Genomic DNA, 22,742 nt, shown 5'->3' on the forward strand with positions numbered 1-22,742 from the left:
GCTCGCTCGGTGCGACGATCGCGGACGGCTCGACGCTGAACGTCGACGGTCACGTCATCACCTTCAAGAACGCGCCGATCCCGGGTTCGACCGGTGCTCCGAGCGTTCCGAGCGGGTATGGTGCGAACGGCAACGTTCTCACTGACGGCGCCGGCAACTCGACGGTCTATCTGCAGGGCGGCACGATCAACGACGTGCTGAAGGCGATCGACCTTGCCACCGGCGTGCAGACCGCGACGGTCAATGCCAACGGCACCGCGACGCTTGCGACCGCCACCGGCCAGTCGAACTCGTTGATCAATGCTTCGGGTCAGCTCAAGATCTCGACCGGTGTCAATGCCGATCTGTCGATCACCGGCACCGGCAACGCGTTAAATGCGCTTGGCTTCGCCGGCAACACCGGGACCTCGACCGCCTTCACCGCGGCGCGCACCTCGGGCGTCGGCGGCATCACCGGCAAAACCTTGACCTTCTCGTCCTTCAACGGCGGCACGGCGGTCAGCGCCACCTTCGGCGACGGCACCAACGGCACGGTCAAGACGCTCGATCAGCTCAACACGAAGCTTCAGGCCAACAACCTGACGGCGACGATCGACGCCAACGGCCTGCTGACGGTCTCGACCACCAACGACTACGCGTCCTCGACCATCGGTTCGAACGCCGCGGGTGGTGCGATCGGCGGCACGCTGACCACGGCGCTGACGTTCTCGACGGCTTCCAGCCCCGTCCAGGATACGGTTGCGCAGACCTCGCGTGCGAATCTCGTCAACCAGTACAACAACATCCTCCAGCAGATCGATTCGACTGCTCAGGACTCCTCGTTCAACGGTGTCAACCTCTTGAACGGCGACCAGCTCAAGCTGGTGTTCGACGAGACCGCCAAGTCGAGCCTGAGCATCACGGGCGTGACCTACAACTCCAAGGGTCTGGGCCTCGCTGCGCTGACCAGCGGTGTCGACTTCATCGACAACGCTGCCACCAACAAGGTGCTCACGAACCTGAACTCCGCCTCGAGCACGCTCCGTTCGGAAGCCTCGGCTCTGGGCTCGAACCTGACCATCGTGCAGGTTCGTCAGGACTTCAACAAGAACCTGATCAACGTGCTGCAGACCGGTTCGTCCAACCTGACCCTGGCCGACACCAACGTCGAAGCGGCCAACAGCCAGGCGCTGTCGACTCGTCAGTCGATCGCGGTCTCCGCGCTGTCGCTGGCCAACCAGTCGCAGCAGAGCGTGCTGCAGCTGCTCCGCTAACAAGCGGACGACATCGCAAGACGTTAGGGCGGCGGGGCCTCGGCCCCGCCGCTTTTCTGTTGATCGCCCGAGGTTTTGAGAGGGCAGATGACGCTCCGAAAAGTAACCAGCGGTTATGGTTAATGGAGCGTAAGCGCAAAGAATTGCCAATGATTTCAGGCTGATTGCCATCTCGCTCCGCGCGTCCCGCCCGCTCATGGTGAACCGGCGCTTACGCAGGCGATGCTCGTTTCACCCTTTGTTAGCCATGTCGCGGCACGCTGGCCCCGTCACTCGATCCGAAGCGATCGAACGAAGACGCGTAAGCCAGAAGGGTAAGAGTCATGTCAGGTATTGTTCTCTCTGCGTCGGTTCGTCAGAACCTCCTCTCTCTCCAGTCCACCGCCGACCTCCTCGCCACCACACAGAACCGTCTGTCGACCGGCAAGAGCGTCAATTCGGCCCTGGACAATCCCACCAACTTCTTCACGGCACAGTCGCTCGACAACCGCGCCAGCGACATCAACAATCTGCTCGACGGCATCGCCAACGGCGTGCAGGTGCTTCAGGCCGCCAACACCGGCCTGACCTCGCTGCAGAAGCTGATCGACAGCGCCAAGTCGATCGCCAATCAGGCGCTGCAGACCACGGTCGGCTACTCCACCAAGTCCAACGTCTCCACCACGATCGCCGGCGCGACGGCGGCCGACCTGCGCGGCACGACGAGCTTCGCCAGCGCGACCGCGAGCAGCAACGTGCTGTATAACGGCACGGCCGGCGGCACCACGGCGGCGAACGGCACCACGACGCTCGGCGCCACCATCGGCACCTTCACGGGCACTGCGGGAACGGCCGGCGACGGCACCACGGCTCTGACCGGCGCCATCACCCTGATCGCCACCAACGGCACGACCGCCACCGGCCTGCTCGGCAACGCCCAGCCCGCCGACGGCGACACGCTGACCGTGAACGGCAAGACCATCACCTTCCGCTCCGGCTCTGCTCCGGCGTCGACTGGCGTTCCGTCCGGCTCGGGCGTCAGCGGCAACCTCGTCACCGACGGCAACGGCAACACCACGGTCTATCTCGGCACGGCGGGCACGCCGGCTGCGACCGTCAGCGATCTGTTGACCGCGGTCGATCTGGCCAGCGGCGTCAAGACGGCATCCATCACCGCGGGTGCTGCGACGATCGCCACCAGCTTCAACCAGACCGCTTCGAGCGTTGGTGCGGGCGCCGTCACGCTGAAGAGCTCGACGGGTGCGGATCTGAGCGTCACCGGCAAGGCTGACCTGCTCAAGTCTCTCGGCCTGACCACATCTTCGGGTGCAGGCAATGCCAGCTTGAACGTCAACCGGACTACGACCGCGGGCTCGCTGGGTGCGACCATCGCGGATGGTTCGACGCTGAACGTCGACGGCCACGTCATCATCTTCAAGAACGCGCCGACCCCGGGCACGACCGGAGCTCCGAGCGTTCCGAGCGGGTATGGTGCGAACGGCAACGTCGTCACGGACGGCAACGGCAACTCGACGGTCTATCTGCAGGGCGGTACGGTCAATGACGTGCTGAAGGCGATCGACCTTGCCACAGGCGTGCAGACCGCGACGATCAACGCCAGCGGCGTCGCGGCGCTTTCGACCGCCACCGGCCAGTCGAACTCGACGATCAACACGTCCGGCCAGCTCAAGATCTCGACCGGCATCAACGCCGACCTGTCGATCACCGGCACCGGCAACGCGCTGAACGTGTTCGGCCTCGCCGGCAACACCGGAAACGCAACGGCCTTCTCCGCCGCCCGCACCTCCGGTATCGGCGGCCTCAGCGGCAAGACCTTGACCTTCTCCTCCTTCAATGGTGGCACGGCGGTCAACGTCACCTTCGGCGACGGTACCAACGGCACGGTCAAGACGCTCGATCAGCTCAACACGAAGCTTCAGGCCAACAACCTCGCGGCGACGATCGACGCCAACGGCCTGCTGACGATCACGGCGTCCAATGACTACGCCTCATCCACGCTCGGCTCCACGGCCGCCGGCGGTGCGATCGGCGGCACGCTCACTTCAGCGCTGACGTTCTCGACGGCTTCCACCCCCGTGCAGGATGCGGTCGCACAGACGGCGCGTGCCAATCTGGTGTCTCAGTACAACAACATCCTGAACCAGATCGACACGACCTCGCAGGACTCCTCGTTCAACGGCGTCAACCTCCTGAACGGCGACCAGCTCAAGCTGGTGTTCGACGAGACCGGCAAGTCGAGCCTGAACATCACCGGCGTGACCTACAACTCCAAGGGTCTTGGCCTCGCCGCGCTGACCGTCGGTGTCGACTTCATCGACAACGCGGCGTCCAACCGGGTGCTGACCAATCTGAACGCGGCGTCGAGCACGCTGCGCTCGGAAGCCTCGAGCCTCGGCTCGAACCTCTCGGTCGTGCAGATCCGTCAGGACTTCAACAAGAACCTGATCAACGTGCTGCAGACCGGCTCGTCCAACTTGACCCTGGCCGACACCAACGTCGAGGCGGCCAACAGCCAGGCGCTGTCGACCCGCCAGTCGATCGCGGTCTCCGCGCTGTCGCTGGCCAACACCTCGCAGCAGAGCGTGCTGCAGCTGCTCCGCTAACAAGCAGCTGAAATCACTAAGTAAATTGGGCGGCGGGGCTATCTGTCCCGCCGCTCTTTTTTGCGTCCGGAGACGGGCAGGGGCGTTCATCGGCCATTAACCCTATCCCTTAAACCGGCGTTAACCATACTTTAAAGGAGACCCCCTAAGACTGGACGAAAGCCCGCTTTGCAGACCGCGCGGCCGATTCGTATCCGGTTCAAGAGGAAGACTCGCCAATGTCCAACATCGTTCTCTCGGCGTCCGTTCGCCAGAACCTGTTGTCGCTGCAGTCGACGGCCGACTTGCTGGCCACGACGCAGGAGCGGCTGTCGACCGGCAAGAAGGTCAATACCGCGCTCGACAATCCCACCAACTTCTTCACGGCGCAGGGGCTCGACAACCGGGCGAGCGACATCAGCAACCTGCTCGATGGCATCAACAACGGTGTGCAGGTGCTGCAGGCCGCCAACACCGGCATCACCTCGCTGCAGAAGCTGATCGACAGCGCGAAATCGATCGCCAACCAGGCGCTGCAGACCACGGTCGGCTACTCCACCAAGTCCAATGTCTCCACCACCATTCCCGGTGCGACGCCCGCCGACCTGCGCGGCACGACTTCCTATGCGAGCGCGACCGCCAAGAGCAACGTGCTCTATACCGGTGCTGCCGGTGGCACGACCCCGGTCACCGGGACTGCGGCGCTCGGCGCGTCGCTGGGTTCAAGCGCGGGTACGGTGGTCGGGTTCGCTGCGACGGCGGCCGACGGCACCACCGCACTCTCCGGCACCGCCACACTGGTCGGCACCACCGCATCCACCACATTCGGGAGTGCGCCTGCGGATGGCGACACCATCACGGTGAACGGCAAGACCATCACCTTCCGCACCGGCATCGCTCCGAGCACGCAACCGACTGGCTGGGGCCTCGACGCCAGCGGGCATATCGCCACCGACGGCAACGGCAATTCGATCGTCTATGAGGGAACGGCGGCTGCGCCCGGTGCGACCATCAACGACGTCCTCAGCGCGATCGACCTCGCCAGCGGCGTCAAGACCGCCACGATCAGCGCGAGCGCGGCGACCATCTCCATCAGCGGTTCGGCCGGTCCTGTCGGTACGCTTCAGGTGGCATCGTCCATCACGGCGGGCGCTGTTACGTTGAAGAGCTCGACCGGCGCTGATCTGAGCGTGACGGGCAAGGCGGACTTCCTCAACAAGCTCGGTCTGACCGCGGCGACCGGCGCAGGCAATGCGAGCGTGACCGCGAACCGATCGACGACCGCCGGCTCGCTCGGCTCCCTCGTTCAGGACGGCTCGACGCTCAATATCGACGGTCACACCATCACGTTCAAGAACGCGCAGACGCCGCAATCGGCAGCGAGCGTGGCCACCGGCTATGGCGTCAGCGGCAACATCGTCACCGACGGCAACGGCAACTCGACCGTCTACATCCAGAGCGCGACGCTGACCGACCTGCTCAACGCGGTCGACCTCGCCACGGGCGTCAAGACCGCGAGCATCTTCAACGGCGCGGCGGGGCTGTCGACCACTGCGGGCCAGATCCCGTCGTCGGTCAACAGCAGCGGTCAGCTTGCGCTCTCCACCGGCATCAACGCCGATCTCTCGATCACCGGCACGGGCAACGCGCTCAGCGCGTTCGGCCTCAGCGGCAACACGGGAACGGCAACCGCCTTCACGGCGGCGCGAACCTCCGGTGTCGGCGGTGTCAGCGGCAAGACCCTGACCTTCTCCTCCTTCAACGGCGGTACGCCGGTGAACGTCACCTTCGGTGACGGCACCAACGGCACCGTCAAGACGCTCGACCAGCTCAATGTGCAGCTCCAGGCCAACCACCTGACGGCGACGATCGACGCCAACGGCGTGCTGACGGTCACCACCGTCAACGAATACGCGTCCTCGACCCTTGGCTCGACCGCCGCGGGCGGCGCCGTCGGTGGTACGCTCACCGGCGTGCTCGCCTTCACCACCGCGCAGCCGCCGGTTCAGGATCCCGTCGCGCAGACGGCGCGTTCGAGCCTGGTCAGCCAGTTCAACAACATCCTGGCGCAGATCGACACGACGTCGCAGGATTCGTCCTTCAACGGCATCAACCTGCTCAACGGCGATACGCTGAAGCTGGTTTTCAACGAGACCGGCAGCTCCACGCTCGGCATCAACGGCGTCGTGTTCAACGCCGCCGGCCTCGGCCTCAGCAATCTCGTTCCCGGCACGGACTTCATCGACAACGGCGCAACCAACAAGGTCCTGGCCAGCCTGAACGCCGCCTCGAGCAGGCTGCGCTCGGAAGGATCCTCGCTCGGTTCGAACCTCTCGATCGTGCAGGTGCGTCAGGACTTCTCCAAGAACCTGATCAACGTGCTGCAGACCGGCTCGTCCAACCTGACGCTCGCCGACACCAACGAGGAAGCGGCCAACAGCCAAGCGCTGTCGACCCGCCAGTCGATCGCAGTGTCCGCGCTGTCGCTGGCCAACCAGTCGCAACAGAGCGTGCTGCAGCTGCTCCGCTAATTTCGCAGCACAAGATCGCCACACGATATATCGCGGCGGGGCTAACGCTCCGCCGTTCTTTTGAGGGAGATCGCTAAGACAAGATTAGCTGAGATCGACACGCATCACGCGAAGCGAGTTTACATCGTGCGTGCGTGGATCTAGCGTTGCGACGAAGAGCTCCGCGACCCGTAATTATCCGGAGTGCTTCCAAGCACACATGTAAGCAAATCTTAAGCGGTGCTGCCTAGGGTTGGGAAAGAAATCCTTAAGCGCTTACAACGCGCTAGGTAACCTCCAGGGTGTGATTGATGTCGAATTCCGCTGCCTCGGCTTATGCGCGCGTTGCAACGACCACCGCATCTCCTCGCGACATCGAGGCGCAGACTCTGCTCAAGGCCGCGAACAAGCTCCAGGATGCGGTGAACAACGCCGATCCGCTCAGCGAGCAGACCATGCAGGCCCTGATGTTCAACCGCAAGCTCTGGACCATCTTCCTGAGCGAGGCGATGCGCGACAACAATCCGCAGCCGATCGACGTCCGGCAGAAGATCGCCAACATCAGCGTGTTCGTGCTGAGCCAGACCGCCGCGCTGCAGATGAGCCCGCAGTTCGATCACTTCCGTCCGCTGATCGAGATCAACCGCAATATCGCTGCAGGCCTGTCCGGGCGGCCGTGACGGCGACTCGTGATGGCCGCATCACGAGAATCCCAGACTAATTGTCCTTCGGAAACACGAATTTCGCGCTGACCGGTGCCGGTCAGACGCAGAGCGTCGTCGCCGATCTCCTGATCGTCAGGCGCTGACGTCCGTGCTGAGCGGACGGGAGGGCTCGGACTTCATATCCAATGCATGGAAATAGGCCCGCCGGCGCAGCATCGCTTCGTCAGGGAACTGGTTGACCACCGCTTCGGTCTTGTCGTTGACGACCTGGAAGACCATGGATGCCGACGCCTGGTCGAACACGACCTGGCGCGAGATGTTCTCGTGGTTCGGCAGATCGTTGCGCACAGGCGCGCTCGTATCCGCCGCGGCGACCGTCTGGCTCACCGGAAGATCAGTCTGCACAGCCTCGTTCGCCGCCGCGCTGGACGTCGCTACGATCTGCATGGGGGCCGGGATCCCCACCGGCCTGATGCTGAAATCTGTACTCATGGCAGCCTCCTGGTTGCCTCACGTGAGTCAAATCCCAACCCCTCTAATAACGCAACCATGGAACACCAGGACTGAAGACCCGGTAAGGAAACGTGACTAACCGCGCGACGATTTCGCCGCGCGGTTTTTCGTAAAATTGTCGCTTGTTCTTGTGTGCGCTCAGAGCGAGCGGCTGACCGCGAGCGGCGTGATGTGACGCGGGCCTGGAGCTGCGCGGCGGCCTGCGGCCGTGTAGGTGTTCGGCACGTTGCGCTTCTGGATCTCGGCGTTGACGCCGCGCACGACGCTTTCGGAGACCGCGTGCGCGGTCGCGAGCACGGTGAGATTGACCTGGAGCATCGCGCGGAACGCATCGTGGTGGCGGTGCAGCGTCGAGAGCAGCTCGGGCGCGGATTTCGCGAGCTGGGCCTGGTTGGCCTTCAACTGGCTGACGGCACCGACATAGTTTCGCGACAGCTCCTGCTTCTTGCTCTCGAGCGTCATCGCCTCGCGGACCTTGCCGGCGCGAACGAGCTCGGTCTCGCGCTCGATCAGTCCGAGCAGGGCGCTCATCGCGTCCATCAGATCTTCGGCGAGCTTGCGCGCCTCGGCGCTGCCGGGCGCGGCGTTCGGGCGCTGATGCATCGGCTGACGTGAGGCGTTGAAATGGTTCATTTCGTTTGACCTTATGCCGTGCGGATCGTTTTCGCCTGCTGCATGATGAGGGTGCGGTAGACTTCGGTAGCGACGCCGACGCCGCCGGCCTTGGCGAAGTTCTTGGAATATTGCTCGGTCAGCATCGAGCGCCACACGCCGGTGCCGGGCGTGTCGCCGAACGGGCCTTCGCCCTTCAGGCCCGAGGTCATCTGCGAGAACATGCTGTTGAGGAACATCGCCTCGAAATCGGTGGCGGTCTTCTGCGCCCTGGCCTGCTGCTTCGGCGAGACCTTTTGTAGCGCCGCGGCGAGCTCGAAATCGGGCCGGCCGTTGCGGCTCTCGACCGAGAAGGCCGAGGAGGTGGCGGCGCGCGGGGTGTTGATCGAGCCGGTCTGCATCACATCACCTCGATGTCGGCTTCGATCGCACCGGCGGCCTTGATCGCCTGGAGGATGCTGATCATGTCGCGCGGGCCGATGCCGAGGCCGTTGAGGCCGTCGACGAGCTGCTGGAGCGAGACGCCGTCCTTGACGACGGCCAGCTTCTTGCCGTCCTCGGTGACGGTGACGCTGCTGCGCGGCGCGACCACGGTGCGGCCGCGCGACAGCGGGTTGGGCTGGCTCACCTGTGGGCTCTCGGAGATGGTGACGGTGAGGTTGCCCTGCGCGACCGCGACGGTGGCGACACGGACGTCGCGCCCCATCACGATGATGCCGCTGCGTTCGTCGATGATGATCTTGGCGGCTAGATCCGGGTCGACCTGGAGCTGCTCGATCTCGGTGAGAAAGGCGACGACGTTGCCCTTGAACTCGGGCGGGACCGAAAGCTGCACCGTCGAGGGATCGATCGGCTCGGCGGTCTTGACGCCGAGATAGTCGTTGACCGCGGCCGCGATCCGTTTGGCGGTGGTGAAGTCGGCATTGCGCAGCGCCAGGCGCACGTTCGGCAGCCGATTGAGTGCGAACTCGATCTCGCGCTCGATGATGGCGCCGTTGGCGATGCGTCCCACGGTCGGCACGCCGCGCACGATCTTGGCCGCCTCGCCCTCGGCCTGGAATCCGGAGATCGCGAGCGAGCCTTGCGCCACCGCGTAGACATTGCCGTCGGCACCTAGCAGGGGGGTGACGAGCAGGGTGCCGCCCTGGAGGTTCTTGGCATCGCCGAGCGCGGAGACGGTGACGTCCATGCGCGTGCCCTGGGTGGCGAAGGCCGGCAGATTGCCGGTGACCATCACGGCGGCGACGTTGCCGGTGCGGATGGTGGCGCCGCGGATGTTGACGCCCATGCGCTCGAGCATCGCCTGCAGCGATTGCTTGGTGAAGGGGATGTTGTTGAGCGTGTCGCCGGTGCCGTTGAGGCCGACGACGAGGCCATAGCCGATCAGCTGGTTCTGCCGCACGCCTTCGATATTGGCGAGGTCCTTGATGCGCGAGGTCGCAGCCGCCGGCGCGACCGACAGCGCCAGCGCAGACAGCGCCGCGCAGGCCACCCCAACAATCCTCACCCAACGAACGCTTGGCATCCTCTGCTCCCCAAGGATCCTCAAAAGGCTCCTCAAATCGGAAGGACCTGCACGACACTCCCATGACGAGCTGGTCCGACGCTTTCCTTGCGAGGGCTGTGCCAACCCCGGGCGGCAGGCATAGGCCGCTGAATAGGTTGAATAAATCTGTTTCGACCGGTGTCAGCGGGCGTTGTCCCTGAGGAGCGAAACTGCCGCCTGTCGGCAGATTTTGCCGGGCCGTTTACGCGCCGTTAACCATAAGACGGCGAAGGTGACCGTATCGATCACCCGGATTCCTTCCGATGCGCATCTACGGACCGAACGGCACGACGCTTGGAACGCCGGCCAACCAGGCCAGGCGGACCGGCTCCGGCACCTTCGTGTTGCCCGACACCTCGTCGGCGCAGGAGACCCGGAGCGCTGCCGCACCGAAGGCCGCCGCCAACATCGATGGGCTGCTGGCGCTGCAGGGCGTCGAGGAGGACCCGGTCGAACGCCGCAAGCGCTCGGTCGTCCGCGGCAGGACGGCGCTCGACGTGCTCGACGATCTCAAGATGGGCCTGTTGTCCGGCAATCTCGACGGCTCGACCGTGATGCGCCTGCGCGATGCTGCGGCGAACCTGAAATCATCCTCCGGCGACCCTGGTCTCGATGCGGTGCTCTCCGAGATCGAGCTGCGCGTCGAGGTCGAGCTCGCCAAGGCCGGACGGGCCTAGCAGGCTGTCGTCGCCCGGCTTGACCGGGCGACCCAGTATTCCAGAGACAGTCGTTTTCGAATCGAGAAGCCGCAGCGTACTGGATGCCCCGGTCGAGCCGGGGCATGACAGCGGAATTGAGAATGAGCGTGCGGCACTACCAAGAAAGCGCCCCTTACGCCGCTTCCTCCTTCTGCTGCCCGTCGTAGCGGCGCTGGGCGGCGAGAACGTCTTTCAGATTCTGCTCGGCCCAATCGCGCAGCGGATCGACCGCGCCGGCGAGCGTCAGCCCGAGCTGCGTGATCGAATACTCCACCGTGACGGGAACGGTCGCGATGGCGTGGCGCCTGATCAGGCCGTCGCGTTCAAGCGATTTGAGGACCTGGCTCAGCATCTTCTGCGAAATGCCTTCGATCGTGCGGCGCAAATGATTGAAGCGCATCGGCTCTTCGCGCAGCAGCAGCAGGATCAGCACCGCCCATTTGTCGCCGATGCGATCGAGGATCTGGCGGGTGGGGCAGTTCGCTGCATAGACGTCGGGTTTCATCGTCGGTCCTCGGAATCCGTTTTCGTCGCTCGCGGTGCGCGTGGCGGTTACCCTTGCGTAATCAGGTAAGCACAAAGTGCTCTCTTAACACCAGCATTCTTTACGATATCTAGTCACTGGTAGTTACCACATAAGCAAAGGAGCCTTCCATGAAAATCGCAGTTGCCGGTGCCTCGGGTCGGGCCGGATCGGAGATCACCAAGGAGCTGTCCCGCCGCGGCCATACGGTCACGGCCATCGCCCGGAACCCCGAGAAGATCGCGGCCCTGCCCAACGTCACGCCGGCTAAGGGCGACGTGCTGGATCAGGCGGGTCTTGCCAAGCTGTGGGCCGGGCACGACGTCGCCGTGAGTTCCGTGCACTTCCTCGCCAGCGACGCGCAGAAGCTGATCGGCGCGGCGAAGGACGCCAAGGTTGGTCGTTATCTCGTCGTCGGCGGTGCCGGCAGCCTCGAGGTCGCACCGGGCGTGAAACTGGTCACGACTCCCAATTTTCCGGCCCAATACAAGGCGGAAGCGGAGGCAGGCTCGGTCTTCCTCGACCTGCTGCGGCAGGAAAAGGATCTGAACTGGACCTTCATCTCGCCGTCGGCACTGTTCGTCGAGGGGGAGCGCACGGGCAAGTTCCGGCTTGGCACCGATCAGCTTCTCGCAGATGCGAACGGGAAGAGCTGGATCACGTTCGCTGACTACGCCATTGCGCTCGCCGACGAGATCGAACGGCCGGCCCATGTGAGGCAGCGTTTCACGGTCGGCTACTAGGCCTTGGGCCGCCCCCGGGCCCTCCAGGATAAACCTTCCTGTGCAAGGGCTTGGGGGCGCTAACCGGTTGCTCAGGGAAACATTGTCTGTCACAGGTGGCCGCTATATAAGGCCCCGCTCAACGGACCCCGTTCCGTTTGCGAGTCGTTGATTAGACAGATAGGCCGCCCTTGGAAAAGTTGAAAAACTACCGACCGACCGAAAAAGAGCCTTTCATGAACGACCGGCAGAAGGAGTACTTCCGTTTGAAGCTCCTCGCCTGGAAGGATGAGATCCTCAAAGAGTCCAAGCTCACCCTGCAAGCCCTGCAGGAGGAGAACGTCAACCACCCCGATCTCGCCGATCGGGCATCGTCCGAAACCGACCGTGCCATCGAACTCCGCGCCCGCGACCGCCAGCGCAAGTTGATCGCCAAGATCGACGCCGCGCTCCAGCGGATCGAGGACAACACCTACGGCTATTGCGAGGACACCGGCGAGCCGATCTCGTTGAAGCGGCTCGAGGCCCGGCCCATCGCGACGCTCTCGGTGGAAGCGCAGGAGCGCCACGAGAAACGCGAGAAGGTCTATCGCGACGAATAGAGCCCGAGCCGCCGCGTGCGGCTCTTTTGTTTTGGGACGCAAGGCGCCGTTTCGCGCCGCGATCAGCATTTTGCCGCCCGAGAGCTGCGCGCTTCAACGCGCGACCGTGATCGCGAAAAGTGAATCGCAATCAACGGGCTAGAATCGATTCCTCCGAGCTCACGTGAGGTCGGATGAGAAACAGCCTTCACTTCAGGTGCGGGAGATTTTGCGAGTCGCATCAACGAGATCGACTCGGGTCTTGAGACGCTGATCCAGCTGCATCAAGCATCGCTGCAATGATGCTTCTTGCGCTGTCTGCAAGCGCTATGGGGCGCGTGCCTCCATAGAGCCTCCTCCCGCTCAATATTTCCTTAAGCGCGGGCAAGACGCCGTAATCACCCGGCCGGGCGCGCTTGTCAGGCCGGAGCGGGGATGCTGAAGTACCGCCTTCACTTGCGTAGCGTGGGAGGCGGCGCCTATGGACAAGATTCTCGAAGCCGCAAAGGCGATCGCGCTGGCGCGCCGCAACCATGCGCCGCTCGCGGCGCTGGAACGTCCCCCCATCGATGAGGCCGAGGGCTACCAGGTCCAGCGCGCGCTGCACGATCTGCTGCTGCCGCATGTCGGGCCGCTGGTCGGCTACAAGATCGGCTGCACCAGCCAGGTGATGCAGGACTATATTGGCATCCCGCATCCCTGCGGCGGCGGCGTGTTCCAGAAGGGCGTGCATGACAGCGGCGCCAAGCTCCCCGCTTCCAAATATGTCCACGTCGGCGTCGAATGCGAGATCGCGGTGCGGCTGAAGCGCGACTTGGCCGCCGGCGAGGCGCCGTTCACGGCCGAATGGGTCGGCGAGGCGGTCGAGGCCTATCATCCCGCGATCGAGATCGTCGACGACCGCTACGTGAAGTGGGAGACGATGGGCGCGCCGACGCTGATCGCCGACGATTTCTTCGCCGCCGGCTGCGTGCTGGCCCCGGCGGTTCCGCGCTCGTCGGTGCCGGACCTGAAGGCGGTCAAGGGGCGCGCCATCCTCAACGGCGAGGAGGTCAGCCACGGCACCGGCGCCGACGTGCTCGGTCATCCCCACAACGCGCTCGCCTGGCTCGCCAACCATCTCGCCGCCGAAGGCAAGGGTCTTCACGCGGGGCAGCTCGTGCTCACCGGCAGCCTGGTCAAGACGCTGTGGCTGAAGGCCGGCGACAAGGTGCGGATGGAACTGGACGGGCTGGGGGCGGTGGAGGTGGAGTTTACCTGAGGGGGCGTTGCGATCTCCGTGCCCCGGACGCAGCGCAGCGCCTCTTCGGCGGTGCGCTGCAGAGCCGGGGCCCATGCGGCGGCCTGCTGCGTGGCTCCTGGGTCCCGGCTCTGCGCCGCAGCGCTTGCGCGTTGCGGCTTGTCCGGGACACGAGAGAAAGCGTGTGGCATGAACAATTTCGCTCTGTCGCTGCACTCGCAGACACACCTCCGCGTCCTCGCGGCAGCTTCGCCCGAGTCTTGCAATCGTCTCGCCCTCCTGAAGATCAAGAAGGCGCAGGGAAGGCCGGGCGCCGGCTGGCACCCGCAATCCCGTGTGCGAAGGATACGCGCACGGGTGGATCACAGGTGACGCCGGGACATCCCGGCCTTCCCTGCGCGATGGTTTTCACGGTGTCCTTCGTGCTCTCCCCGGGGAGCGATGCACTATTGCCCCCGTCGCCTTGCGGATGATCGATGCGCGCGCCGGTCGGCGGCACATCACCACATGACTTGACGCACAGACCCCGGGCGTCAGGACCACACGACTTCTCCGTCCGCGCACATCTTCGCCGGCCCCTCGATGGCTGGCGTGCGCTCGCCATCGAGACCAAGCGTAAGACGCTGTCAGCGCCGTGTCGTATCGCGCCTGTCGCTGCTCACGGGTTTCCCCGCCCTGCAGCCAACCTCGCGCGCCGACGCCGTCGCGGCCACCGCATTCCATCCCGCGTTTCGTGACGATCGCGATCCGCCCTCTTGTGGAATGGAACGAAACGGGAACATAATGAGGTGGCCGGAGTGTGTCAACAACAATTTCTAAAATCCGAAAATTCTGAAATAGAAAATTGGTAACGAATATGGTACCAAGGATCAAGGTCGCGGAATACAGCAACGGTGGTCGCAGCCCGTTTCGGAACTGGCATGACGGGCTCGACGCGCAGGCAGCCGCGGCAGTCTCCGTTGCAATTGGACGGCTCGCCGATGGAAACACCTCGAACGTGAAGTCGATCGGCGAGGGCGCTGCCGAACTGAAGATCAATCGTGGCCCCGGTTATCGGGTCTACTTCGGATGGGACGGCAGCGTGCTGGTGATCCTGCTGGGTGGCGGTACCAAGCAGAGGCAGCAGACCGATATCAGTGTCGCGCTTCGCCGGTGGCGCGATTACAAGGTGCGCAAGCGGGAATGAGGAATAGGCGGATGCCATTGACCCATAGTTTTCAAGAGACCATTCGCGCGCGGGCCGAGCGCGATCCCGCCTTTCGCGAGGCGCTGTTTCAGGAGGCGATGCAGGGCTTGTTGCAGGGGGATGTCGACTATGGCCGCACCGCGCTGCGGACCTACATCAATGCCACCATCGGTTTCGAGCGGCTCAGCGAGGTGCTCGACCGTCCGCAAAAGAGCCTGATGCGGATGTTTGGGCCGCGCGGCAATCCTACGGCCGAGAACCTGATGGCGGTGATCCACGCGCTCCAGAAGGAGACCGGCGTGCATCTGGAAATACGCGCCGTCGCCGATGCGGCGTGAGGCGTAAGGCGGTCTCTCCGCCGTCAGACGCGCATCTGCTTCCATCCCCAGAATACATGCGGCCCTCGCCAGGGGAGCTAGCGAGGGCCGCGTCGTACATCGTCGTTCGCGCCTTAAGTTCGCGAACACGATGTGGGAGCTCGGGAGATTCTTAGAAGGGCAGCAGCACGTCCATGACCTGTTGGCCGTAGCGCGGCTGCTGCACGTCCGTGATCTGGCCGCGGCCGCCATAGGCGATGCGGGCCTGTGCGATCTTGGTGGAGTCGATGGTGTTGTCGCTCTGGATGTCCTCGGGGCGGACGATGCCGGCGACCACGAGCTCGCGGATCTCGTAGTTGACGCGGATCTCCTGCTTGCCCTCGACCACGAGGTTGCCGTTCGGCAGCACCTGGGTGACGACCGCGGCGACGTTGGTCTGCAAGGCTTCCGTGCGGTTGACCGAACCCTTGCCGTCGCTGGAGGCGGTGGAGTCGGCGGTGAGGATGCGGCCGGGCAGGATCTTGTTCGCCTGCGTGATGGTCTTCGAGCCGATGAAGTCGGTAACCCCCGAGTCTTCCTTGTTGGTGCGGCTGCGCTGGGTCTCGTTGGCGATGTTGGCCTTGTCCGTGATGTTCACGGTCACGGTCAGGAGGTCGCCGACCTGGCGGGCGCGCTGGTCCTTGAAGAAGGCACGGCTGCCGTTGCGCCACAGCGAGTTCGGATTGTAGGAGGCGACTTCCGGCTTCGGCATCGGCATCTGCACCGGCTTGTAGCCTGGCTGCGTCGTCGGATTGTCGATCGCCGACAGCTTCGGTTGCTCGCCGATCTGCGACAGGCGGTCGATCGAGGAGCAGCCGCCCAGCGCGCTGGCTGCCAGCAGCAGGGCAGAGATCGCGATGCGACGAAGGCGGAAAGCCGAACTGAACGGGGACATGACGAACTCTTACTTGGCTTGAGCTTGCGAGACGCGAGCTTGCGGGATCTGGGCTTCTGCGATCTGGGCCGGCGACGCGGGGGCCTGCACCAGGTTCCGGAGGAGGGCTGCAGTGTCGACGGGGGCGGGCGCCTCATCGCGCTTGAGCGAGGAGGTCTGCTCGACCGCGGGCGCCATCGGCGCGGATTGGCTCGCGCCCTGGATCGTCACCTGGCCGCGGCCGGTGACGACACCGGTCAGCGTCCGCTTGGATTGCACATTGAGCACGCTGACGGTGTCGCCCTCGGCGCCGCTCTCGATCGCCTTGCCGCGCGAGGTGAGATAGAGGCCGGGCACCTGGTAGATGATGATGACGTTCTGGTCACGCACCACGAAGTCGGGCTTGACGATGTCGGCGGCACGGAGCGGGGTGCCCGCGCGCATCGGCCGGCGCAGCTGCATGCCGACGCTGCGGTCGCGCGAGGCGGGCTCGCCGGTGACCTCGGCCTTCGGCCGGCGCTCCAGTGCGACGTCGGAGGACTTCAAGAGATCGAGACGCTCGATGTCGCGCGTCAGCACGGCCACTTCCACCGTCTCGATCGCGGTCCCGGTGAAGCGCAGCTTGGTCGGCGCCGGATTGCTGTCGTTGGCAATCTCGAAGGCGACGTCGAACCGGCCGCTGCGGGCGTCGTAGCGGGTTGCGACCGGCTGCAGCGCGCCGGAGTTGGAGGCGTCCAGCCGCATCTCGGCGACGCCGCGGTCGAAGGTGACGGTGATGTTGGCGGCGTCCCCGAGGCCGAACCGGCGCTCGAGCGCCGAGGCGACCGCGGTTTCGAGATCCTTGTTCGCCAGCGTGCGGGCGAGGCGGGTGACCTGGACCTCCTTGAGGTCGCCGGTCATCACGCCGATCACCTGCTTTGCGCGGAGCACCGACAGCACCTGCGCGACCGTCAGCGTGCCGGTGGTGCCGAGATCGGGCGAGCGGTAGACCGGGATCAGCGCGGCCGATCCGGCATTGTCGATGAGATCGCCGACCCTCACCACGTCCGAGGTCACGGTGACGCTCGCGCGCAGCGTCGGCGAGGCGATGAAATCGTCGGCGGCCGCTGCCGGCAGGGCCAGCGCGAGCAGGGCGGTGATGGTGGCGAAGGTGGTGCGGATCATCGTCATCACCTCAGCGGAACAGCGCCGTGGTCGATTGCATCATCTGGTCGGCGGCGCTGATCACCTTGGCGTTCATCTCGTAGGCGCGCTGGGCGGCGATCAGGTCGCTCATCTCCGAGACGACGTCGACATTGGCCTGCTCGAGGCTGCCCTGGGTGATCTTGCCGTAGCCCTCGGAGTTCGCGGTGCCGTCCTGCGGCGGGCCGGACGAGGGGGTCTCGGTGAACTGGTTGCTGCCGACCGGCTGCAGGCCCGCCTTGTTGATGAAGCGGGTCACGCCGATCTGGCCGACGATCGAGGAGGTCGACGAGCCCGGCAGCGTCACCGAGACCTGGCCCTGCTCGCTCACAGATATGCCGGACGCGTTGTTCGGGATCGTGATGGTCGGCTGCACCGGGTTGCCCTGGGCGGTGACGACGCGGCCCTGATTGTCCATCTGGAAGGTGCCGTCGCGAGTGTACTGGTAGGTGCCGTCGGGCATCAGGATCTTGAAAAAGCCTTCGCCGGACATCGCGAGGTCGAGATCGTTGCCGGTCTGCGACAGCGTGCCCTGCGTCATGCTGCGCGGCGTGCCGACGGTCTTGACGCCGCCGCCGATGTCGACGCCGACGGGCAGGATGGTGCCCTGGTCCGAGGCCTGCGCGCCGACGCGGCGCACGTGCTCGTAGATCAGGTCCTGGAACGCCGCGGTCTGCTTCTTGAAGCCGGTGGTGCGCAGGTTGGCGATGTTGTTGGAGATCACCTGAACGTTGAGTTCCTGTGCCGCCATTCCGGTCGCTGCGGTGTGAAGCGCCTGCATGTCAGTTCTCCCTCAATCAGGCCGGAACGTCGGCGAGCTTTTCGATCGCCGATTTGTGGAGGTCGCTCTGCTGCTGGAGCAGGTTGGCGATGGCGGTGTAGCTGCGCATGACTTCGACCATGCGGGTCATCTCGCCGACCGAATTCACGTTCGACTTCTCGACATAGCCCTGGCGCACGCTGGATTTGGCATCGGGCTGCTGGGTGGCGGAGCCGGCGGCATAGAGGTTGGCGCCGAGCTTGGTCAGCTTGGTCGGATCGTCGAACGAGGCCATGCGGATCTTGCCGCGGATCGAATCGGTCTTGGCGGTGCCCTCGAGCACCGTGATGGTGCCGTCGGGCGCGACGTTGATGTCGTGATCGGTCGGCTGGAAGGTGATCGGGCCGCCGGTGCCGAGCACCAGATTGCCGTCGGGGGTGACAAGCTGGCCGGTGCTGTTGAGCGAGAACTTGCCGTCGCGGGTGAACATCTCGCCGCCATTGGCCTGCACCGCGAAATAGGCGTTGCCGTCGATCGCCATGTCGAGCGGGTTGTTGGTCGGCTCCATCGGCCCCTGGCCGATGTCGCGGTAGGTGCCGCGGTCCTGCACATAGGAGACCCGGCGGTCCGCGCCGATGAAATTGTCCTCACGCGCGTTCGAGTTGAGGTACTCCTCGAACAGCGAATGGTCGGCCTTGAAGCCGTTGGTGTTGGCATTGGCGACGTTGTTGGCGATGACATCCATCTGCCGCTCCAACGTCATCTGCCGTGACAAGCCGATCAGAAGCGCGTTCTGCATCGGAAATCTCCCCTGAGCGGATCTGCCATTTCGCTCTCCCAAGCGCCTTGGCGGACCCCGTGAACGAGACCGTCGGGTTCTCCCAAACCGTTCGGTCTCGGTCCTCTCTCAGCGAAAGCCGTGCCAACCTGGAAAGTTGCGTGATTTCAATGTCTTGAGGATTTTTCGGGGGTGCGGGAGGGCGGCAGAAAGGTTCTGTTAGCCATGTCTGCCCGGCAGATTTTTCCTAGTGGAGGCCCAATCGAAAGGTTCCGTTAACCATTATTACCGTAGCGTTTGGCATGAAGAGGAGCGCACTGCGCTGGGGCATTTGTATCGCGTCACTGTCTGCCAGGAGGCTTTGCTCTTTCGACCCCTTTGAGAAATGAACGAGCCCGGCAACCATGGCTGAGAATGAAGCGGAAGGCGGCGCAGCCGCCGAAGGCGCGGAAGCCGCTCCGCCGAAGAACAAGCTGAAGCTCATCATCATGGCCGTCGGCCTGCTCGCCGTTCTCGGCGGCGGTGCCGCGACCTGGTTCTTCTTCTTCCGTCACGGTGACGACGAGCATCATGCCGAGGCCGCGCCTCCGCCGAAGCCGCCGTCCTTCGTCGACGTCCCCGACATCATGGTCAACCTCGCCGGCGCGCCCGGCGAGCGCGTGCAATATCTGCGGCTGAAGATCGTGCTGGAGCTGAAGGAAGAGAAGCAGATCGAGGCGATCAAGCCGACGATGCCGCGCGTCACCGACATCTTCCAGACCTATGTGCGCGAGCTGCGCCCCTCCGACCTCAACGGTTCCGCCGGCATCTTCCGCCTCAAGGAGGAGCTGACCAAGCGCGTCAACGCGGCGGTCGCCCCGGTCCAGGTCAGCGCGGTGCTGTTCAAGGAAGTCGTGATCCAGTGAAGACGCTGCGGAAGGTAATGGGCTAGCGTCATGGCCGGCAACGAGCAAATGGACCAGGATGCGATTGCCGCCCAATGGGAGGCATCGCTCGATTCCGAGGATCCCGCCGAGGCCGCCAAGGCTGCGGCCGAGAACGAGCTGTCGGAGACCATGGCCCTGCAATGGGCCGCCATGGTCGAGGACGGCAGCCGCGATCTCGGCAGCGGCAAGAATTCCGGCGAGCGGGTGCTGTCACAGGAGGAGATCGACAATCTCCTCGGCTTCACCGTCGGCGACGTCACGCTCGACGACCATTCCGGCATTCGCGCGATCATCGATTCGGCGATGGTCTCCTACGAGCGTCTGCCGATGCTCGAAATCGTCTTCGACCGCCTGGTGCGGCTGATGACGACGTCCTTGCGCAATTTCACCTCCGACAACGTCGAAGTCTCGCTCGACCGCATCACCTCGGTGCGTTTCGGCGACTACATGAACTCGATCCCGCTGCCCGCCGTCCTCACCGTCTTCAAGGCCGAGGAGTGGGAAAACTTCGGCATGGCGACGGTCGATTCCAACCTGATCTATTCGATGATCGATGTGCTGCTCGGCGGCCGCCGCGGCACCAGCCAGCTCCGCATCGAGGGCCGGCCCTACACCACGATCGAGACCGAGCTGGTCAAGCGGCTGGTCGAGGTGGTGCTGGCCGACGCCGAGCAGGCGTTCCGGCCGCTGTCGCCGGTGACCTTCACGATCGACCGGCTCGAGACCAACCCGCGTTTCGCCGCGATCAGCCGTCCGGCCAATGCCGCGATCCTGGTGCGCCTGCGCATCGACATGGAAGACCGCGGCGGCAACGTCGAGCTGCTGCTGCCTTATGCGACCATCGAGCCGATCCGGGGCGTCCTGCTCCAGATGTTCATGGGCGAAAAGTTCGGCCGTGACACGGTCTGGGAAGGCCATTTCGCCACCGAGATCAACCAGGCCGAAATCGCCGTCGATGCCGTGCTCTACGAGGCCGACGTTCCGCTCAAGCAGCTGATGCGGCTCAAGGTCGGCGACACGCTGCCGCTGGACATGCGCGCCGACGCCAACGTCACCGTGCGCTGCGGCGACGTCACGCTGACCGAGGGGCGGATGGGCCGGGTCGGCGACCGCGTCGCGATCCGCGTGACGAAACCCTTGCGCAAGCCAAGTACGACACTTGCGATGTTCGAGAAGGTGGACGAGCAGAACAAGATGATGGAGGCCCCATGAACCACTCCCTGGGAATGGCGATCGAGACGCTGGTGGCTATCCTGCTGATGCTGACGATCGTTTATTGCGTCATGCTCAACAAGCGGCTGACCCGGCTGAAGGCGGACGAGCATTCGCTGAAGGCGGTGATCGGCGAGCTGATCACCGCAACCGAGATCGCCGAGCGCGCGATCGGCGGGCTGAAGCTGGCGGTGCGCGACGTCAACGAGAACCTCGGCAGCCAGCTCGCCGCGGCGACGCAGATGTCGGACCAGCTCTACAAGCAGCTCGGCGAAGCCGACAACGTGGTGCGCCGGCTGTCCAAGATCGCGATCGCGGCGCGCCCCATGACCGGTCCGGAAACGGTCGTCGCCCCCGCGGCCAAGCCATCGACGGCGAAGGCGGTGGCGGCTGCGGCCGAAGCCTTCTCCGAGCGCCGACGATCCAACGGCCTCGCCGCATGAAGTGTGGGTATGAAGTCCTTCCGTAACATCCGCGTCATCCCGGTCGTCCTGGTTGCCGTCGCAGGCCTCGCCACGCTGAAGGTGGCGGGCCTCGTGATCAATGGCGGCTACGTCTTCGACTACAAGCCGAACCAGACCAAGAAATCCTGGGCGCAGGAGAATCTGAACTTCCCGACCGGCCGCGAGGAGCCGGAGATCATCACCGGCTCGACCCATGGCGCGCCGAAGGAGGCGCCCAAGCCCGCCGCGCCCGAGACCAAGCCGGAGGGCACCGTGGTCAAGGTCGACGAGGCCCAGCCGCAGGTCTCGGCCTCCGAGCGCGCGATCCTCGAGCGGTTGCAGGCGCGCCGCCAGGAGATCGAGGCCCGCCAGCGTGAGATCGACATCCGCGAGAGCCTGCTCAAATCGGCCGAGAAGCGCATCGAAGGCAAGGTCGAGGAGATGAAGGCGGTGGAAACCCGCATCTCCGCGACGCAGGCCGAGCAGAAGGCCGCCGAAGCCCAGCGCATGAAGGGCCTCGTGACGATGTACGAGGGCATGAAGCCCAAGGATGCCGCACGGGTGTTCGACCGGCTGGAGATGGGCGTGCTGATCGAGATCGCCTCGGCGATCGCGCCGCGCAAGATGTCGGACATCATGGGACTGATGTCGCCGGAGGCCGCCGAGAAGCTGACGGTCGAGATGGCCCGCCGCGCCAATGGCGGCGGCGATCAGTCGGCCTCGGCCGGCGAGCTGCCGAAGATCGACGGCAAGCCGACGCAAAAGCCGAATTGAGGGCGCGAGGCGAAGAGGGCCATTGCGACCTGGCGCGTTGTCGCGTGGTCAGTTCGACCGGCGCCCAGCGAGAGGCCTTGCGGGTCTAGTTCGCGAAGACCTGTTGCACCCTGCGAACAGGCGGACGCAACTGCTTCTCGACCCGAGGAAGAGTATCGACCTGCTGCTTGATCAGCGCTGCCTTTGTGACGCGAGTCACGAGCTGCAGGGTGCTATGGCAACAGGAGCACTCATATATTTTCAGGGCATATCCTCTGGCGATCGGAACGATCGCTACGACCGCTCTTGCCCTGCTACACACAATGCAACCGGCTTCTCCGTTCATTGATTACCCCCCAAAGCTAACCAATGCGATTCGCATCGCCGAGGTCACATCTGATTCAGAGTCGCGCGCGAACCGCAACGCTCCGAAGGTTGTGAGTGCGCGCGCTCAGCAACTCCTCAAAGCGGCAGATCAAGCTCCCGTGGCGGATGCAGTCGAAGCTGGCGGCATCTTCTGAGACTGCGATGAGTTGACGCGCGCAGGTGTGAAGTGGCGTACAGTGGCGCCCAAGGCCCGGTCCTACGCTTTGGCCAGTCGCAATCGGCAGCGCAGGAGGAGGCCATGAACTACTCGTCCGCAGCAGAACGCGTCATTGAGGCCATCAACCGGCTGCTCATAGCGGCGATGACATCGGCGTGGACATCCGCCCTCAGCCATCAGCATGCAGCGCCGCCAGAAGACAACGACGGCAACGATGATGAATCTTCTCTCGACGAAGACGGCTCCTCGGCACCGGAAGGCGCCGGCAAGCAACATTGAAGCC

At 64.5% G+C, this 22,742-nt stretch carries 24 protein-coding genes; 15 read left to right on the forward strand and 9 right to left on the reverse strand.

Annotation, left to right across the window (positions count from 1 at the left end; all coding sequences use genetic code 11):
* From AABA84_RS16745 to flaF, 4 genes are all read left to right on the forward strand, one after another.
* Positions 1-1,253 (forward strand): DUF1522 domain-containing protein (locus AABA84_RS16745; RefSeq protein ID WP_338312552.1); only part of this gene is annotated, 1,253 nt, incomplete at its 5' end.
* A 323-nt stretch (positions 1,254-1,576) separates the two neighbouring features.
* Entirely contained in the window at positions 1,577-3,856 is a 2,280-nt protein-coding gene (locus AABA84_RS16750) for a DUF1522 domain-containing protein (RefSeq protein WP_338312553.1), read from the forward strand.
* A gap of 218 nt (positions 3,857-4,074) precedes the next feature.
* Complete coding sequence (locus AABA84_RS16755; RefSeq protein WP_212252960.1) at positions 4,075-6,366, forward strand: DUF1522 domain-containing protein; 2,292 nt, start codon at positions 4,075-4,077, stop codon at positions 6,364-6,366.
* Between the two features lie 290 nt (positions 6,367-6,656).
* The gene (gene flaF / locus AABA84_RS16760) at positions 6,657-7,025 is read left to right on the forward strand and encodes a flagellar biosynthesis regulator FlaF (protein WP_008554779.1); all 369 of its coding nucleotides are present in this window, start codon (positions 6,657-6,659) and stop codon (positions 7,023-7,025) included.
* A 117-nt stretch (positions 7,026-7,142) separates the two neighbouring features.
* Here the strand turns inward: flaF and AABA84_RS16765 are convergent, their stop codons facing one another.
* The 4 genes from AABA84_RS16765 to AABA84_RS16780 all read right to left on the reverse strand — a co-directional run bounded on the left by AABA84_RS16765 (position 7,143) and on the right by AABA84_RS16780 (position 9,660).
* A complete protein-coding gene (locus tag AABA84_RS16765; RefSeq protein ID WP_338312554.1) occupies positions 7,143-7,502 on the reverse strand; it encodes a hypothetical protein in 360 nt (119 codons plus the stop codon).
* Positions 7,503-7,661: 159 nt separating this feature from the next.
* Positions 7,662-8,156 carry a hypothetical protein gene (locus tag AABA84_RS16770; RefSeq protein WP_212252956.1) on the reverse strand — a complete coding sequence of 165 codons (495 nt, stop codon included), beginning with the start codon at positions 8,154-8,156 and terminating at the stop codon, positions 7,662-7,664.
* An 11-nt stretch (positions 8,157-8,167) separates the two neighbouring features.
* Positions 8,168-8,536 carry a flagellar assembly peptidoglycan hydrolase FlgJ gene (gene flgJ, locus AABA84_RS16775; RefSeq protein ID WP_212252955.1) on the reverse strand — a complete coding sequence of 123 codons (369 nt, stop codon included), beginning with the start codon at positions 8,534-8,536 and terminating at the stop codon, positions 8,168-8,170.
* Positions 8,536-9,660 carry a flagellar basal body P-ring protein FlgI gene (locus AABA84_RS16780; RefSeq protein WP_212252953.1) on the reverse strand — a complete coding sequence of 375 codons (1,125 nt, stop codon included), beginning with the start codon at positions 9,658-9,660 and terminating at the stop codon, positions 8,536-8,538. The genes flgJ and AABA84_RS16780 overlap by 1 nt, the downstream gene beginning before the upstream one ends.
* Positions 9,661-9,944: 284 nt before the next feature.
* Here AABA84_RS16780 and AABA84_RS16785 point away from each other — a divergent pair, with 284 nt between their 5' ends.
* Complete coding sequence (locus AABA84_RS16785; RefSeq protein ID WP_212252951.1) at positions 9,945-10,358, forward strand: flagellar assembly protein FliX; 414 nt, start codon at positions 9,945-9,947, stop codon at positions 10,356-10,358.
* 154 nt (positions 10,359-10,512) lie between these two features.
* Here AABA84_RS16785 and AABA84_RS16790 read toward each other — a convergent pair whose 3' ends face one another.
* Positions 10,513-10,884, reverse strand: a complete 372-nt coding sequence (locus tag AABA84_RS16790) for a winged helix-turn-helix transcriptional regulator (RefSeq protein WP_212252949.1) — start codon at positions 10,882-10,884, stop codon at positions 10,513-10,515.
* A gap of 149 nt (positions 10,885-11,033) precedes the next feature.
* Between AABA84_RS16790 and AABA84_RS16795 the strand changes: the two genes are divergently transcribed.
* The 5 genes from AABA84_RS16795 (at position 11,034) to AABA84_RS16815 (ending at position 14,969) form a co-directional block, all read left to right on the forward strand.
* Positions 11,034-11,645 carry an NAD(P)-dependent oxidoreductase gene (locus tag AABA84_RS16795; protein WP_338306538.1) on the forward strand — a complete coding sequence of 204 codons (612 nt, stop codon included), beginning with the start codon at positions 11,034-11,036 and terminating at the stop codon, positions 11,643-11,645.
* A 215-nt stretch (positions 11,646-11,860) separates the two neighbouring features.
* The gene (dksA, locus tag AABA84_RS16800; RefSeq protein ID WP_008554760.1) at positions 11,861-12,226 is read left to right on the forward strand and encodes an RNA polymerase-binding protein DksA; all 366 of its coding nucleotides are present in this window, start codon (positions 11,861-11,863) and stop codon (positions 12,224-12,226) included.
* A gap of 460 nt (positions 12,227-12,686) precedes the next feature.
* Complete coding sequence (locus AABA84_RS16805; RefSeq protein ID WP_212252945.1) at positions 12,687-13,466, forward strand: 2-keto-4-pentenoate hydratase; 780 nt, start codon at positions 12,687-12,689, stop codon at positions 13,464-13,466.
* 835 nt (positions 13,467-14,301) lie between these two features.
* Positions 14,302-14,631: a type II toxin-antitoxin system RelE/ParE family toxin gene (locus AABA84_RS16810; RefSeq protein ID WP_445083412.1), complete on the forward strand. Its 330-nt coding sequence runs from the start codon at positions 14,302-14,304 to the stop codon at positions 14,629-14,631.
* Between the two features lie 11 nt (positions 14,632-14,642).
* On the forward strand, positions 14,643-14,969 hold the full coding sequence (locus AABA84_RS16815; RefSeq protein WP_212252943.1) for a helix-turn-helix domain-containing transcriptional regulator: 327 nt from the start codon (positions 14,643-14,645) through the stop codon (positions 14,967-14,969).
* Between the two features lie 151 nt (positions 14,970-15,120).
* Here AABA84_RS16815 and flgH read toward each other — a convergent pair whose 3' ends face one another.
* Genes flgH through flgF form a run of 4 tightly spaced genes read right to left on the reverse strand, consistent with a single transcriptional unit; the run spans position 15,121 to position 18,602 of the window.
* Positions 15,121-15,882 carry a flagellar basal body L-ring protein FlgH gene (flgH, locus tag AABA84_RS16820; protein WP_212252941.1) on the reverse strand — a complete coding sequence of 254 codons (762 nt, stop codon included), beginning with the start codon at positions 15,880-15,882 and terminating at the stop codon, positions 15,121-15,123.
* Between the two features lie 9 nt (positions 15,883-15,891).
* Positions 15,892-17,025, reverse strand: coding sequence for a flagellar basal body P-ring formation chaperone FlgA (gene flgA / locus AABA84_RS16825; RefSeq protein ID WP_338312555.1), 1,134 nt, complete (start codon positions 17,023-17,025; stop codon positions 15,892-15,894).
* A gap of 10 nt (positions 17,026-17,035) precedes the next feature.
* Entirely contained in the window at positions 17,036-17,824 is a 789-nt protein-coding gene (gene flgG / locus AABA84_RS16830; RefSeq protein ID WP_091965437.1) for a flagellar basal-body rod protein FlgG, read from the reverse strand.
* Positions 17,825-17,840: 16 nt separating this feature from the next.
* Complete coding sequence (gene flgF / locus AABA84_RS16835) at positions 17,841-18,602, reverse strand: flagellar basal-body rod protein FlgF (protein ID WP_212252937.1); 762 nt, start codon at positions 18,600-18,602, stop codon at positions 17,841-17,843.
* A 383-nt stretch (positions 18,603-18,985) separates the two neighbouring features.
* On the opposite strand from flgF, the gene fliL reads away from it, so the two are divergent.
* The 5 genes from fliL (at position 18,986) to AABA84_RS16860 (ending at position 22,738) form a co-directional block, all read left to right on the forward strand.
* Positions 18,986-19,486, forward strand: a complete 501-nt coding sequence (fliL, locus tag AABA84_RS16840) for a flagellar basal body-associated protein FliL (RefSeq protein ID WP_018321851.1) — start codon at positions 18,986-18,988, stop codon at positions 19,484-19,486.
* A 30-nt stretch (positions 19,487-19,516) separates the two neighbouring features.
* Complete coding sequence (gene fliM / locus AABA84_RS16845; protein ID WP_212252935.1) at positions 19,517-20,719, forward strand: flagellar motor switch protein FliM; 1,203 nt, start codon at positions 19,517-19,519, stop codon at positions 20,717-20,719.
* Positions 20,716-21,162, forward strand: coding sequence for a DUF6468 domain-containing protein (locus AABA84_RS16850; RefSeq protein WP_028142759.1), 447 nt, complete (start codon positions 20,716-20,718; stop codon positions 21,160-21,162). The genes fliM and AABA84_RS16850 overlap by 4 nt, the downstream gene beginning before the upstream one ends.
* 9 nt (positions 21,163-21,171) lie before the next feature.
* Positions 21,172-21,936, forward strand: a complete 765-nt coding sequence (locus AABA84_RS16855) for a MotE family protein (RefSeq protein ID WP_091965441.1) — start codon at positions 21,172-21,174, stop codon at positions 21,934-21,936.
* Between the two features lie 604 nt (positions 21,937-22,540).
* A complete protein-coding gene (locus AABA84_RS16860; protein WP_338306536.1) occupies positions 22,541-22,738 on the forward strand; it encodes a hypothetical protein in 198 nt (65 codons plus the stop codon).
* The last annotated feature ends 4 nt before the right edge of the window (positions 22,739-22,742 follow it).

Origin of the sequence: Bradyrhizobium sp. TM239, from assembly GCF_036247985.1 — a bacterium.
In the GTDB taxonomy this organism is placed as follows: Bacteria; Pseudomonadota; Alphaproteobacteria; order Rhizobiales; family Xanthobacteraceae; genus Bradyrhizobium; species Bradyrhizobium ottawaense.